A 14,297-nucleotide genomic window follows, 5' to 3' on the forward strand; every position below is an offset into this window, starting at 1 on the left:
ATGAAGTCAGTGTTATTTGTTTGTGCTGAAAGCAGCGCCATTGTCGGCGCAAAAGTGGGTGGGGTGGCTGATGTGGTGGGCAATGTGTCAAAAGCGCTGGCCGAGCAAGGCACCCGAGTCGATGTCATTTTGCCGCATTACCAATGTATGGAGCTCATTGAGGCGCAGCCCTGCGCCGAGGTGCAGGTTCACTTTGCCCACCAACGGCTTAATATACAACTTTTGTTGGTGAGCAAACGCGATGGGGTCAGTCACTATGTGTTATCGCATCCGTGGCTGTGCAGTGAGCATGTTTATCACCACGATGAAGACGGCCGGCCCTTTGCTGCTGATGCCAGTAAGTTTGCCTTATTTTGCTTGGCGGTGGCACAGGCGATAGAGCAAGGTGTGCTAGCGGCCGATGTGTTGCATTTACATGATTGGCACAGCGCCACGTTGGCGGTGCTTCGTGCTTATGGCAATGATTTTCAAAGACTTAAAGCCATGCACACGGTGTACACCATTCACAACTTAGCATTGCAAGGAGTGAGGCCGTTTGCCCACGACCCGTCGGCGCTTGAATCGTGGTTTCCATGGTTTAGTTACGATGGCCAGCGTATTTGCGATCCGCGCTATCCCCATTGCTATAATCCGATGCGCGCTGCCATTGAACTATGTGACAAAGTGCATGTGGTCTCGCCCCAGTATATGCAAGAGGTTCAGCGTCCAAGCAATATGGAGCATGGTTTTATCGGTGGAGAAGGGTTGGAAAATCAGTTGGTTGCCGCGCAGCAGCAAAATCGGTTGTTGGGCATCCTCAATGGCTGTGACTACCAAAGCGAGTCGGTAAATTACACTCAAAAACGGTTATGGCAGCTCGCTGAGCAGGCTGTATTACAATGGATGGGCAAGGCCAATCAGTTAAGCGCGAGTCATTACATCGCCCATGTTCGCCTGCAACAATGGCGTGCCAACGAGATCACACCTTGGCTATGCTCGGTAGGACGGATCAGCCCGCAAAAAGTCGCGCTATTGCTGCATGATAATACGCTGGGTGATCTGCTACGGTGTTTGGCTGAGCAAGGCAAGCACTTTATGATGCTCGGATCTGGCGATCCGGCGCTTGAAGCAGTGCTAACACAGGCGATGGCTGAGCATGACAACTTTTTGTTTTTACGCGGCTTTGCCCTAGAGTTGGGTGATGCGATGTACCAGCTTGGGTCATTATTTTGCATGCCCAGCTCATTTGAACCATGTGGCATCAGTCAGCTTTTAGCGATGCGCGAGGGCACGCCCTGCTTAGTACATCAAGTGGGCGGACTTAAAGACACCATTGCCGAAGGCGTCAATGGTTTCACCTTCACGGGCAATAGCCCAAAACAGCAAAGCCAGCAGCTACTCACTGCCTTGCAGCGTGCTCTTGCTGTTTACCATAACGAGCCAGCGCAGTGGCAGACATTGTGCGCGCAAGCCAAAAACACGCGCTTTGACTGGCACCAAGTCGCCGTCAGTTACCTTGAGCAGTTGTACACCCATTAGCTGCGGCGCAAACGACTCAGTGACACCTTGGGGAGCGGCCTAAAACAGGTCGATATCCCCTTCATCCTGATTAGCATTGTCCGGTGAAATTGCACCGGATTGCACAAGATCATCAAAAAAGTGCAGCTGATCACGGCCATTATTTTTTGCATAATAAAGTGCTTTGTCGGCGTTCTCTAATACGCTGATGGGGAAGTCATAAGGGCTGATACGAGCCATCCCCACACTGACTGTCAGCGTTTTTACAAAGGGGAAGTGGGTGTTGCGCACATGGTCCATAAACGCCTGCATTTTTTCATTGATATCTTCTTGTTTGCAAGGCTCAAAAATAAGTACAAATTCTTCGCCGCCGAAGCGAAACATTAAATCTGAAGCGCGGAAGAAACCACGCATCTGCTGCGCCAAGATAAGCAATACCTCATCACCACAGACATGACCATAGTTATCATTAACTTGTTTGAAGTGGTCGATATCCACCATTGCTAACCACGAGTAACTCTCGGGTTGGCGCTTGCGGTTATTATTCTCTCGGTTATGGGCTTTTTGGTTCATCACTTGCTTTTCTAGCAGGCGTTTAAATTTACGCTCAAAGGTTTGCCGATTTAATAATCCGGTCAGCTTGTCGCGCTCATTCTCATGTAAAATGGTTAGGTAATTTTCGTAAATACGGCAAAAGGCGTTTAGTAACACTTGTTGTGATGAGCTCAAGTGATTACTGACCACCTTGATGGCGACCACAGGTTTATCAAAAATCGAAATGGGCAGCCAGCGATGCTCAATGCCGTTGTTGTTCTGTACGGTAATGATACAAGCAGATTGTAAACACGAGAGAAGTTCAGATTCAGGGGATTCTACAATGTGTGTGTCGTGCCATTGATATTGACCGGCATTCTCATGGTGTAGCACTAGGCTGCACTCAATGACCTTGCGGCCAAAGTCTTGTAAGTCCTTATAGACTGCTATCTCTTGGCACTGTATGAATTCTTGTAGGGTGGTGACTAGGCTGTATTCGAGGGAGTTTACATCTCTGGTTTTAGTGATTTTGATAACCGAGTTTAATAATTCTTCTTGCATGATTCGGTAGGCCCTATGAATTTACCACATAATGCGACCTACATGGTCGCTAGCCCTGAGTATAGTCAATATATGAAAACCGGGACGTCCATTTCCGCCATTGTCATATTTTCTTCTCCTTCTCTTTCTCAGCCATATGCTTAGCATCTTGCAGTTAGGTTCGCAGCGAGCAATGGCCTAACACGTTGCTTGTAATCAAAAAAGGGAATTTGAATCTAACGATATAACCACAACGAATATAAAATATATTGTATACATTATTAACTAAATGTTAACTTTGCCGCGAGTTCAATCAACCCAGAAAAGGTACATTATGAGAAAATCAGCAATTACGTCGGCACTGATGGTTGCGCTTGGCTGCGTAGCTGGCCACGTTAGCGCGCACCCGGGCACCAGTGAAGGCAAGCGATTGTTTAAACCTATAAGTGCACAGCACTCATTGGCCGTTGCCCATGAGGCGGACCAGCAGAGGCAACATATCGCGCCGCCAACGGCCGATAGGCAAAAGCAGCTTTCTTCAGTCCATTTAGTTAATGAGCTATCACATGCTAGCTTGATGGCAGATGCGAGTGCGCAGTGTGCCCTGCAGCAACTGGCTGACGCGTCGAGCGCCACCATCGCCGAGCAAGTGACCAGCCAGGGGGTGGATTGCGTCAACGCGCTATTTAGTGCCAGCAATGAAGTCGCTGGACAAATTGTTACTGATGGTAAAATGTTAGCAGTCGCTGATAGGGCACTTGTGCTTGCCAGCAATTATAACGGCCAAGGCAGTGCTGATTTGGAAGCGCTGTTTTTGTTCCTGCGCGCTGGTTTCTATGTCGAGTTCTATAACGATCAGGTAAGCTTATCGCCAGCTGCAACTGAGGCGACCCAGCAAGCACTGGATGCCTTTGTTGCCAATACCCACTTTTATGCCAACAGTGACGCCCATGGCAAGACGCTTAGTGAAGTGATCATCACTATGGATAGCGCTGAATTACAACACCGCTACTTAGCGCAAGTTAAACAATGGCTAAGTCGTTGGGACCAAAGTTATGGTAATAGCTGGCATATGCGCTCGGCGGTAAATGGTATTTTTACCATTTTGTTCCGAGGTCAATGGAATGATGAATTCATGGCGCTGGCAAAAACCGATACGGAGCTGGCACGACTGTTAGGTGAGTTCACAGCGCAAACCTGGATGATAGGTAGCGACAGCGAATATCTGATCACCAACGCGGCAAGGGAGTTAGCGCGGTTAAAAATGCACAGCGGTGAGCCAATAGAAGATGAGGCCGATAATCAGCTTAGCGCACTATTTGCCCGTTATAACATGGTTGGCTACGGTGATGCCCTCTGGTTAGGCGCAGCCGATATCGTCGATTACTACGGTGCCTGCGCGCAGTTTGAGGTGTGTGGTTTTAAAGAACAGGTTGAGCAGCAGGTATTGGGTCAAATTCACCAGTGCAGTGACACCATTCGCATTCGGGCACAACAATTAAGTGCCAGCCAACAACAAGCAGCCTGTGAAAAAATGGCCTACGAAGAAGGGGTATTCCACGACAAGTTAGCCACTAATAATCAACCTGTTGCCGATGATTTGAACTCCTTCTTACAGGTGAATGTGTTCAATAGCAGCGACGATTATAAAAAATATGCTGGGGTTATTTTTGGCATCGATACCAACAATGGCGGTATGTATTTAGAGGGGGATCCGAGTAACCCGGACAATCAGGCCAACTTTGTCGCTTACGAGGCCAGCTATGCCAACGCTGAACACTATGTCTGGAATTTAGAGCATGAATATGTTCACTACTTAGACGGGCGCTTTAATCTTTATGGTGACTTTAACGCCCCAACAGCCGATATAGTTTGGTGGAGTGAGGGAGTGGCTGAATATGTCTCGTTACTTGAGGACAATAGCGCGGCAATTGAGACCATAAAAGATGGCAGCACTTACCAATTAGGCGAGGTGTTTGCCACCACGTATGCCGGTTTTGACCAAGATAGAATTTATCGCTGGGGATACTTGGGGGTGCGCTTTATGTTTGAGCGTCACCGCAGCGAGTTGGCCAACATGCTAGCGAATACTCGCCAGGGCAACTGGCAAGGCTATCAAAGCCAAGTGAATAGCTGGGCGGCGAGTTATGGCAATGAATTCACAACTTGGACACAAGCGCTCGCCGGTGGCGAGAACAATACCGCGCCAACGGCCCGTATTAACGCCCTCGATACCGGGGTTGTGAATCAAAGTGTGACCTTTGATGGCAGTGCGAGCAGCGACAACGAAGGCGCTATCGCAAGCTATCTTTGGGACTTTGGCGATGGCACATCAGGGCGAGGGGCTATTGCACAGCACAGTTATAATCAGTCGGGCAGTTACACCGTGACCTTGAGTGTGAGTGATGAGCAGGGCCTGAGCCACAGTGTTAGTCACAGTATTACCATTGAGGCCGATAGCAGCGGCGGTATTACTGAGCTGAGCAATGGGCAAAGCGTGTCTATCAGTGGAGCACAAGATAGCGAGCAAGTGTTCCGTATCACATTGCCGCAAGGCACTTCAGCGCTTGATGTGACCCTTTCAGGAGGCAGTGGTGATGCTGACCTTTATGTTCGTGAACAGCAAGTCCCCACCACAGGCGAGTTTGACTGTCGTCCTTATATTGGTGGCAATGAGGAACAATGCCAGCTCAATCTAGGTAGCGCGACCAGTGAAGTGTATATCATGGTCAGGGGGTATAATGCGTTTGCAGATGTGAGCCTAACAGCCAGCTATCAGGCGTCTTCTCACATCGATGATATGTGCGCGCAACAAGGACCGCGTACTGATGGGCACTTAGTGGCCGGTGAGACTATCTGCTTAGGTGCGCAGGCACCGATGTGGTTTAGTATTGAAAATGTCGCCGCAGCGCAAAGTGTGCGTATCGAAGCGGCCCATGGCAGTGGCGATTTAATGCTGGAATATGCCAACCAAGGCTGGCCCAACGGCAGCAATGTTGAGGCGCGCAGCGATACATCAGGAAACGTGGAGTGTTTATCGGTGAGTGGTCAAAGCAACTACTGGGGGTATTTAAAAGTATCTGGCAACAGCGCTGGAGCGAGCTTGAAACTTAGTATTGATGAAGGCCATTGTCAGTAAACTAAAGACACAAAAAAAAACCTGCGTTAGCGCAGGTTTTTTTCATATAAGCAATTAGTTATTGCTTATCTCGGCGTAGTTCTTACACGCTTCAACATCTTTACACTCGCCGTATAAATAGAGTGAGTGATTGGTTAGCGTAATGCCGTTTTCTTCTGCGATTTCTACCTGACGACGTTCAATCATGTCGTCTTCAAACTCGATCACTCGACCACATTTCAAACACACTAAATGGTCGTGGTGCGTAGAGCCGGCCAATTCAAATACCGATTTGCCGCCTTCGAAGTGGTGGCGGGTGACAATGCCAGCGTCATCGAACTGGTTTAAAACGCGATAAACAGTAGCCAGACCGATCTCTTCGCTGTTATCAAGCAGGATTTTGTAGACGTCCTCGGCACTGATGTGCTGGTTATCCGGAGACTGGAGGATTTCTAGGATTTTAATACGCGGTAGCGTGACCTTTAAGCCCGCTTTTTTAAGCTCTAGATTATGATCAGTCATTCAACTTGTTCTCGATTTTAGATTCTTGGTTGCACCGCTAAGGGACAGCAAGCGGTGCGTGCGACGCATAATAATGGCTAAGAATAACGTGCTTTACTATCAAGTGTAAAGCCAAGTTACCCTTAGCGTTTTTGTTCTTAGTCGGCAAGTTCTGCTAGGCACATTTCATCAAAAATCTGCTTACACCAGGTTTTTACACGCTCATCGGTCAGCTCTGGTTGACGGTCTTCATCAATGCCCAAGCCAACGAAATGCTCGTCATCAACCAGCCCTTTTGATGCTTCAAAATCATAGCCTTCGGTAGGCCAATTACCGACTACAATAGCACCACGCTCGGTGATAATGTCGTTGACCATGCCCATGGCATCAAGGAAGTACTCGGCGTAATCTTCTTGATCACCACAACCAAAGATAGCACATAGCTTGCCGTCAAAGTCGATTTCTTCTAGTTCAGGGAAAAAGTCATCCCAGTCACACTGCGCTTCGCCGTAGTACCATGTGGGGATACCAAAGAGCAGCAGGTCAAACTCTGCAATCTCTTCTTTGCTGCTTTTCGCGATGTCGTGCACGGCTACCATGTTCTTGCCGAGCTCTTTTTGGATCATTTTTGCAACGTGCTCAGTGTTACCCGTATCACTACCAAAAAATATACCTACACTTGCCATGAATAAATAACCTTTTATGTATCTATAGCCAATCGTTCTTGCAAAATGGTTTCAATCAACGCACTACGGCTAATATTTTGCGCATCTGCCATATCATTTAATGCTTGATACAGCTCTGATGAAACTTTAAATTCGACGCGTTTCAAGCCCCGCGCTTTATCGCGCTTGAGCTGGTTACGCTTATTTACTTTCAGTTGTAACTCCCGAGGGAGCGGGTTAGTTTTTGGACGACCCGGGCGTCGCTCATACTCGAATAAATCGAGCGTGGTTCTATCTAGCTCTGACTTGGCCATGGTTAACCCACACCTGCTCCTTGCCAGAAGACTTGAATAAGCCCCTTGGCGATAAAGCCGGAACAGCCTAAAAACAACACAAGCCAGACAATATAACGACCAAATTTAGGCACATCGCCTTTTTTAAGTACGTCTTGAATTGCCATGCCGATGAAAAAAAAGATGCCAGCAAGGCCAAAATATAACCCGAGGGTATCGATCTCATTGATTAATTGGTCGACCATTGACTGCTACCTATCTGTAAAACGGCGCGCATTGTAGCACAGAAAAATCCAATAATTTAGGTGATATTGAGGCTTTTAGCCTCCGTTATACTCACCCTAAATTACGCCCACACTATTGATATGGATTAACGTGTTAAAAAATCAACGATGGATTTATTTACTGCTGCCGGTTTTTCAGCGTGTAGCCAATGTCCGGTGCCTTGAATTACTTTTGCTTTGGCATTCGGAAACAGGGTCATGATCTGTTCTTTGTGCTCAGGCAAAATATAATCTGAGTCGCCACCTTTAACGAACAGTGTATCACACAAACAAGAATCATTTACAACTGGCTGCGATAGGATATTTGCATATTGCTGTTTTAGCACTGGCAAATTAAATTGCCATTCTAGGGAGCCTTTGTCGGTTTTTTTCAAACTTTTAGCCAAAAACTGGCGTACACCCGGTGTGGCTATGTATTCACTCATTAACTCATCCGCTTGCGAACGTGAGCTAACCGATGCACTGGCAACGCCTTCAAGCGCTTGAAAAATGGCGTCATGACGGGAGTGGTAACTCACTGGAGCCACGTCAAGTACAACGAGCTTGCTGACGCGCTCGGGTGCATCTATTGCTACTTGCATAGCCACCTTGCCGCCCATGGAATGACCCACAATGTGCGCTTGCGCGATCTCCAGCTCATCCATCAGCGCAATAATGTCCTCAGCCATAGCCGGGTAGGTCATGGTCTCACTGTGAAAAGATTGACCGTGATTGCGCACGTCCACGTTAATTACATGAAACTGCTCACTGAGGGCTCTGGCAACGACCTTAAGATTATCTAATGAGCCAAATAAACCATGAATAACAAGCACAGTGGGCGCATTTTTCGGCGCCTCAGAGCTGCTTTGATAATTTAGTAACATAAACACGTTATCATCGATGAAAGTAGGTAAATTGTGCCCACTGGACGCGCGCAATGCAACACTTGGTCAAACACTGCTCAGTTGCTAAGGGCCTATACAGGGCACGCCCCCTAGCTTATTCAGGTAACTTGGGTATAATTCTGCAAAGCATTTGTAAACTTGGCAGTAATGACAGGAATATCATGAAAAAAATAGAAATAGACGACGAGCTATACCAATATATTGCCAGCAATACCCAAAGCATTGGCGAAAGTGCCTCTGAGATTTTGCGTCGTTTATTGAATTTGCAAAGCGCAGCGCCCGTAGCTGCGCCAGCCACTGTAGAAACCGATGTAAGCGATGAGCCCGAGCAGCAGCAAGCGCAGCCCATAGCTGAAGCTGATGATAGCCAAGCCAGCGTGTTCGACATTCTTAATAAAGAAGAATTGGCGATGCAAAAGGGCGTTGTTGGCCGCTTCTTGTTTATTCTTGCAGCGCTGCATCGCACCCATAAAACCACATTCCACCGCGTACTGAATATTAAAGGCCGTGACCGTCGATACTTTGGTAAAAGTAAAGAGGAATTGCAGGCCAGTGGTAGCAGTCTAAACCCGAAGAATATCGATGACAGTCCTTTTTGGGTAATGACCAACTCTAATACTACCCGTAAGAAAATGATGTTGCATGAAGCGGCGTTAGAGCTGGGTTACACTAAAGAGCAAGCAGAAACTATTCGCGACTATTTATAAGGAATCAGGTATGGCCCTTCACCCCAATGCCGGAAAACTCGCCAAGCAAGCCGATCTTGTTAATATACCTAAATTAATGAGCGCTTATTATCTCAATGAGCCTGACGTGGAGCAATTTCCAGAGCACCGCGTCGCATTTGGTACTTCCGGTCATCGTGGTTGTTCTTTTAATACGCAGTTTAATGAATCTCACATTTTGGCTATTACCCAGGCTATTTGTGATTACCGCAAAAAAGAGAATATTTTCGGGCCGCTGTTTTTAGGCAAAGATACGCATGCGTTGTCGGAGTCGGCGTTTAATTCTGCCATTGAGGTATTGGTCGCCAACGAAGTGCAAATCATTACCCAGCAAGGCGATGACTTTACGCCCACTCCGGTGATAAGCCATGCGGTAGTGAGTCACAATAAAGCCCACCCACATGAATTGGCTGACGGCATTGTGGTGACGCCCTCACATAATCCACCTCAAGATGGTGGATTTAAATATAACCCACCCAATGGTGGGCCTGCTGATACCAACGCCACAAAATGGATTGAAGATAGAGCCAATCAGCTGCTCATTGAGGACTTGGTGGAAGTGGAGCTTTTCCCCTTTGCTAAGGCTGTGCGCTCTGGTTTTATCAAATACGTGGACTTAATAACCCCATTTGTTGCTGATTTAGCTAATGTCGTTGATATGCACGCGATTGCCAAATCAGGGATCACCATAGGGATCGACCCCCTTGGTGGTTCGGGAATTCATTATTGGCCGCATATTGCCAAGCAATACGGATTAAACCTCACGGTTGTGAACGACGCGATAGACCCGCGTTTTGCGTTTATGCCACAAGATAAAGATGGCAAAATCCGAATGGATTGCTCATCCCCTTATGCGATGACCAATTTGGTTGCACTAAAAGACCGCTTTGATATTGGTATTGGTAACGACCCAGATTATGACCGCCACGGTATTGTTACCCCAGACGGATTGATGAATCCCAACCACTTTCTTGCCGTCGCTATTGATTACCTATTGACTCATCGCAGCGCGTGGCCGGGCGATGTGAAAGTCGGTAAAACTCTGGTCTCCAGTGCGATGATTGATAAAGTGGTACAAAGCCACGGTAAAACCTTGTTTGAAGTCCCTGTGGGCTTTAAATGGTTTGTTGATGGTTTGCACAGCAGTGAATTGTGCTTCGGCGGTGAAGAAAGTGCCGGAGCTTCGTATCTACGCTTAGACGGCTCGGTATGGAACACCGATAAAGACGGATTTGTTATGGGGTTACTTGCTGCTGAGATTCTCGCCGTTACTGGTAAAACGCCTTCGCAGTATTACCAGCAACTAGTGGCAAAATTTGGTGAGCCTGTTTACAAGCGCATTGACGCCCCTGCTAATAGTGAGCAAAAAGCGAAACTGAAAGCACTCAGTGCTGAGGCCATTACGGCCACGGAACTGGCCGGAGATGCGATCACAGCCAAGCTGACTCATGCGCCAGGCAATGATGCTCCGATTGGTGGTCTAAAAGTAGTGACTGAAAATGGCTGGTTCGCGGCCAGACCGTCGGGCACCGAAGACATTTACAAGATTTACCTTGAGTCCTTCCAAGGTGAAGAACATTTACAACAATTAGAACAAGCAGCCAAGGCGTTGGTTGATAACGCCATTGCTTAACCCGCTCACATAAGCCAGTCGCTCGACTGGCTTTTTACTGTTTATCTTGATAACGCTGCCAATAGGCGGCGAAGCTCTCACAATAAAGGTGTACTATGTATTTACAGCGTCTGAAAGAGACCGGTGACTTCCTTAGCATAACCCGTGAAAATGAATTCAATCTGCCGCCAGAGCAGTTCACGCTTGATAATGGCACAATTGTAAAGGTCCTTGACACAGGCGTCATTGAATTCACTCCAGCGCGATACGGTGATAAGGATTTTGTTTTCTCCAGTGCCGTGCATGGCAATGAAACCGCGCCTATAGAAATTTGTGATCAACTGATACAAGCCATTATCGCTGAACACATTACTTTAACTCACCGTGTGCTGTTCATTTTTGGTAATCCGAAATCAATTAATATTGGCCAGCGTTTTGTCGATGAAAACCTTAATCGTCTGTTCTGCGGCAAGCACAGCGAGGGTGGGGTAGATAACCCTGAGCGTCAGCGCGCGAAAAAGCTTGAACACTATGTAGAGCAGTTCTTTACCATGGCGGGGCAAGGGCGCTATCGTGCACATTATGACCTGCATACCGCGATTCGCGACTCTAAGAACGAGAAATTTGCGGTGTATCCGTTTTTACATGGTAAACCCCATAAACGCGAACAACTACAGTTTTTGCTTAGTTGTGGTGTACAAACGGTGTTGCTAATGTCTGAACCCGCATCCACCTTCAGTTATTTTTCTTCCCGTCATTTTGATGCAGATGCGTTCACTATTGAATTAGGGAAAGTGCGTCCTTTTGGTGACAACGATATGAGCCGTTTCGCTAAAGCCAAAGCCACCCTTGAGGCATTGATCACGCAAGCAACCGTGACTTACCCTGAACTTCATGCTGATGATGTTGAGTTATTTTCGGTTTATCGCACCATTAATCGCCATCATGAAGACTTCAGCTTTACCTTTGCCGACGATGTGCCTAACTTCACTGGCTTCGCCAAAGGTGAATTATTAGGTCATGATGGTGAGCAAGAAATTCGTGCCGAGGTAGAGGGAGAGGCGATTATTTTCCCTAACGCTAAAGTCGCATTGGGGCAACGCGCTTTGCTCACAGTTGTCCCCACAAAACTCACCGATGAGTTCATCTGATCCGACCACTCTGCTCCGTAATATCCATTTATTTCAATATGTTACGGAGCGTACACGGAACTTGCCAAGGCCCCATTCTCAATGATGTGAATATTCGGCTATCATTAGTTGAATATACCTTTACGTTGACGTAAAGTGGCGGCAGCATAATTTAAACTAAGCGCGTGTAGTGGAAGATTTAGACCACTATTTACTAACTGAAAGACTAACTATTGCAAGTCAGTCGATCGGCAAAGCAACAATAACAACATCTCAACGCTTAGCTTGGTGACAACAACAGAAGGGAAGGTTATGACTAACCCCAATAATGTTTCGTTGAATATTAATCACGAACTAGAATTTATTGATGGCCACGGCCTCGATGTGCCTACTTATCGCGTTCTTAGCGAACAAGGTAGTGTGCTTGAGGGCGCAAAAGAGCCAGAAATTGATAAGCAAACAGCGCTTAAAATATACGATACTATGCGCTTCATTCGTGCCTTAGACGAGCGCATGCAAGCAGCACAACGCCAAGGGCGTGTCAGCTTTTATATGCAGTGTTTAGGTGAAGAAGCTGCGGTAACCGCCAGTGCGGCGGCGCTTGATGATAATGATATGATCATGGCGCAGTATCGTGAGCAGGCAGCGCTACGCTACCGAGGTTTTACCCTAGAGCAGTTCATGAATCAGATGTTCTCTAACGAGCAGGACTTGGGTAAAGGCCGCCAAATGCCAATTCACTACGGCTCACGTGAACTCAACTACATGACCATCTCGTCACCGCTGGGCACGCAAATCCCACAAGCGACTGGGTATGCTTATGGGCAGAAACTTAAGCACGTCAACAAAGACTCCGGCGAGCTCGATAGCACCATTGATAACGTCACCATTTGCTATTTTGGCGAAGGGGCGGCATCAGAGGGTGATTTTCATGCCGGGTTAAATATGGCCGCTGTACACAAAGCGCCAGTGCTGTTTTTTGCGCGTAATAACGGTTATGCGATTTCCACCCCGGCCGATGAGCAGTTTGCTGGTGACGGTATTGCGTCGCGTGGTGTGGGTTATGGAATCAAAGCTATCCGTGTAGATGGAGCTGATGCATTAGCCGTTTATGCGGCGACCAAAAAAGCGCGGGAAATTGCCACCGAAACTGGTGAGCCTGTGCTAATTGAATCCCTCGCTTACCGTTTAGGGGCGCATTCAACTTCGGATGACCCAAGCGGCTACCGCTCTAAAGATGAAGAAGCGGGCTTTCGTGAAAACTGTCCAGTCGCACGTTTTCGCAATTGGTTGCTGAGAAAAGAGTGGCTTGATGAACAAGAAGACGAGCAAGTGAAAGAGAAAGTGCGTGAGCAAATTCTTGAAGCATTAAAGGCGGCAGAAAAAGTGGCTAAGCCACCGTTGGAAGACCTTATTAGCGACGTGTATGACACGCCCATCCCGAGTCTTGAAAAGCAATACAATGAATTAAAGACTCATATTAAGAAGTACCCCGATGCCTATCCAACAACAGCAGGGAGATTGAAATAATGAAAACAATGAACATGCTTCATGCTATCAACTCGGCGTTGGATATCACCATGGCAGAGCACGACCATGCCTGTATTTTCGGTGAAGATGTTGGCTACTTTGGCGGTGTATTTCGGGCCACGTCCGGATTACAAGAGAAATACGGGAAACACCGGGTATTCAACACGCCGTTAACCGAACAAGGGATTGCGGGATTCGCCAATGGTTTAGCGGCGTTTGGTGCGCCAGCGATTGCTGAAATTCAATTTGCGGATTACATTTTCCCTGCGTTTGACCAAATCGTTAATGAGTCAGCGAAGTTCCGTTACCGCAGCGGTAACGAGTTTAATGTCGGTAATCTTACCATCCGTACACCTTATGGTGGTGGCATTGCCGGAGGTTTATACCACTCGCAATCGCCTGAAGCGTATTTTGCGCACACCCCGGGGTTAAAGATTGTCGTACCACGTAACCCATACCAAGCCAAAGGCTTACTGCGCGCCGCCATCAAAGATGACAACCCAGTGCTGTTCTTCGAACCAAAGCGCCTCTATCGGGCCTCTACCGGCGAAGTGCCCGAGGAAGATTACACCATTGAGCTGGGCAAAGCCGAAGTGGTGCAAGAAGGTAAAGACGTGACTGTATTGGCCTGGGGTGCACAGATGGAAATCATTGCAGCAGCGGCTGAGAAAGCTAAAGAGCAGGGGATCAGTGTGGAGCTGATAGACTTGCGCAGCATCCTCCCTTGGGATGTCGATACTGTTGCTGAGTCTGTGAAAAAGACCGGTCGCCTCGTGGTCAGCCATGAAGCGCCGATCACCAACGGCTTTGGCGCCGAGATTGTGGCGACCATCCAGCAACAATGCTTCCTTTACTTGGAATCACCTATCACGCGTGTATGTGGTTTGGATACACCGTATCCATTAGCACTAGAAAAAGAATATATTCCAGATGCGCTGAAGGTATTCGAAGCCATTAAAAACGCGGTTGAGTTTTAAGGGGATA

General features: G+C 47.6%; 13 protein-coding genes. 7 read left to right on the top strand and 6 right to left on the bottom strand.

All coding sequences use genetic code 11. From position 1 onward, the window contains the following. A complete protein-coding gene (locus W04_RS07900; RefSeq protein ID WP_053910450.1) occupies positions 1–1,518 on the top strand; it encodes a glycogen synthase in 1,518 nt (505 codons plus the stop codon). 39 nt (positions 1,519–1,557) lie between these two features. On the opposite strand, the gene W04_RS07905 is transcribed toward W04_RS07900, so the two are convergent. After that, positions 1,558–2,592, bottom strand: coding sequence for a GGDEF domain-containing protein (locus W04_RS07905; protein ID WP_022946540.1), 1,035 nt, complete (start codon positions 2,590–2,592; stop codon positions 1,558–1,560). Between the two features lie 313 nt (positions 2,593–2,905). On the opposite strand from W04_RS07905, the gene W04_RS07910 reads away from it, so the two are divergent. Continuing rightward, complete coding sequence (locus W04_RS07910; RefSeq protein WP_231658073.1) at positions 2,906–5,710, top strand: collagenase; 2,805 nt, start codon at positions 2,906–2,908, stop codon at positions 5,708–5,710. Between the two features lie 54 nt (positions 5,711–5,764). On the opposite strand, the gene fur is transcribed toward W04_RS07910, so the two are convergent. The 5 genes from fur to W04_RS07935 form a co-directional block, all read right to left on the bottom strand. Beyond that, complete coding sequence (fur, locus tag W04_RS07915; protein ID WP_053910451.1) at positions 5,765–6,211, bottom strand: ferric iron uptake transcriptional regulator; 447 nt, start codon at positions 6,209–6,211, stop codon at positions 5,765–5,767. 137 nt (positions 6,212–6,348) lie between these two features. Continuing rightward, positions 6,349–6,876 carry a flavodoxin FldA gene (gene fldA, locus W04_RS07920; protein WP_022946543.1) on the bottom strand — a complete coding sequence of 176 codons (528 nt, stop codon included), beginning with the start codon at positions 6,874–6,876 and terminating at the stop codon, positions 6,349–6,351. Positions 6,877–6,890: 14 nt separating this feature from the next. Continuing rightward, positions 6,891–7,169: a LexA regulated protein gene (ybfE, locus tag W04_RS07925; RefSeq protein WP_022946544.1), complete on the bottom strand. Its 279-nt coding sequence runs from the start codon at positions 7,167–7,169 to the stop codon at positions 6,891–6,893. A gap of 2 nt (positions 7,170–7,171) precedes the next feature. Next, complete coding sequence (locus W04_RS07930) at positions 7,172–7,393, bottom strand: DUF2788 domain-containing protein (RefSeq protein WP_022946545.1); 222 nt, start codon at positions 7,391–7,393, stop codon at positions 7,172–7,174. Between the two features lie 125 nt (positions 7,394–7,518). Continuing rightward, entirely contained in the window at positions 7,519–8,295 is a 777-nt protein-coding gene (locus tag W04_RS07935) for an alpha/beta fold hydrolase (RefSeq protein ID WP_053910512.1), read from the bottom strand. 182 nt (positions 8,296–8,477) lie between these two features. Between W04_RS07935 and seqA the strand changes: the two genes are divergently transcribed. From seqA to W04_RS07960, 5 genes are all read left to right on the top strand, one after another. Continuing rightward, a complete protein-coding gene (gene seqA, locus W04_RS07940) occupies positions 8,478–9,023 on the top strand; it encodes a replication initiation negative regulator SeqA (RefSeq protein ID WP_053910513.1) in 546 nt (181 codons plus the stop codon). A gap of 10 nt (positions 9,024–9,033) precedes the next feature. Next, the gene (pgm, locus tag W04_RS07945) at positions 9,034–10,674 is read left to right on the top strand and encodes a phosphoglucomutase (alpha-D-glucose-1,6-bisphosphate-dependent) (RefSeq protein WP_053910452.1); all 1,641 of its coding nucleotides are present in this window, start codon (positions 9,034–9,036) and stop codon (positions 10,672–10,674) included. Positions 10,675–10,769: 95 nt separating this feature from the next. Further along, positions 10,770–11,804: a succinylglutamate desuccinylase gene (gene astE / locus W04_RS07950; RefSeq protein WP_053910453.1), complete on the top strand. Its 1,035-nt coding sequence runs from the start codon at positions 10,770–10,772 to the stop codon at positions 11,802–11,804. Between the two features lie 291 nt (positions 11,805–12,095). Then, positions 12,096–13,313, top strand: coding sequence for a thiamine pyrophosphate-dependent dehydrogenase E1 component subunit alpha (locus W04_RS07955; protein WP_053910454.1), 1,218 nt, complete (start codon positions 12,096–12,098; stop codon positions 13,311–13,313). Next, positions 13,313–14,290, top strand: coding sequence for an alpha-ketoacid dehydrogenase subunit beta (locus W04_RS07960; RefSeq protein WP_022946551.1), 978 nt, complete (start codon positions 13,313–13,315; stop codon positions 14,288–14,290). Before W04_RS07955 ends, W04_RS07960 begins: the two co-directional genes overlap by 1 nt. The last annotated feature ends 7 nt before the right edge of the window (positions 14,291–14,297 follow it).

This window comes from Pseudoalteromonas sp. SW0106-04 (genome assembly GCF_001293805.1).
GTDB classification, from domain to species: Bacteria; Pseudomonadota; Gammaproteobacteria; order Enterobacterales; family Alteromonadaceae; genus Pseudoalteromonas; species Pseudoalteromonas ruthenica.

What these genes read in the sequence shown, in the direction of transcription:
- W04_RS07900 (WP_053910450.1), top strand. Translation starts at nt 1, where the DNA reads ATGAAGTCAGTGTTATTTGTTTGTGCTGAAAGCAGCGCCATTGTCGGC.
- W04_RS07905 (WP_022946540.1), bottom strand. Translation starts at nt 2,592, where the DNA reads ATGCAAGAAGAATTATTAAACTCGGTTATCAAAATCACTAAAACCAGA.
- W04_RS07910 (WP_231658073.1), top strand. Translation starts at nt 2,906, where the DNA reads ATGAGAAAATCAGCAATTACGTCGGCACTGATGGTTGCGCTTGGCTGC.
- fur (WP_053910451.1), bottom strand. Translation starts at nt 6,211, where the DNA reads ATGACTGATCATAATCTAGAGCTTAAAAAAGCGGGCTTAAAGGTCACG.
- fldA (WP_022946543.1), bottom strand. Translation starts at nt 6,876, where the DNA reads ATGGCAAGTGTAGGTATATTTTTTGGTAGTGATACGGGTAACACTGAG.
- ybfE (WP_022946544.1), bottom strand. Translation starts at nt 7,169, where the DNA reads ATGGCCAAGTCAGAGCTAGATAGAACCACGCTCGATTTATTCGAGTAT.
- W04_RS07930 (WP_022946545.1), bottom strand. Translation starts at nt 7,393, where the DNA reads ATGGTCGACCAATTAATCAATGAGATCGATACCCTCGGGTTATATTTT.
- W04_RS07935 (WP_053910512.1), bottom strand. Translation starts at nt 8,295, where the DNA reads ATGTTACTAAATTATCAAAGCAGCTCTGAGGCGCCGAAAAATGCGCCC.
- seqA (WP_053910513.1), top strand. Translation starts at nt 8,478, where the DNA reads ATGAAAAAAATAGAAATAGACGACGAGCTATACCAATATATTGCCAGC.
- pgm (WP_053910452.1), top strand. Translation starts at nt 9,034, where the DNA reads ATGGCCCTTCACCCCAATGCCGGAAAACTCGCCAAGCAAGCCGATCTT.
- astE (WP_053910453.1), top strand. Translation starts at nt 10,770, where the DNA reads ATGTATTTACAGCGTCTGAAAGAGACCGGTGACTTCCTTAGCATAACC.
- W04_RS07955 (WP_053910454.1), top strand. Translation starts at nt 12,096, where the DNA reads ATGACTAACCCCAATAATGTTTCGTTGAATATTAATCACGAACTAGAA.
- W04_RS07960 (WP_022946551.1), top strand. Translation starts at nt 13,313, where the DNA reads ATGAAAACAATGAACATGCTTCATGCTATCAACTCGGCGTTGGATATC.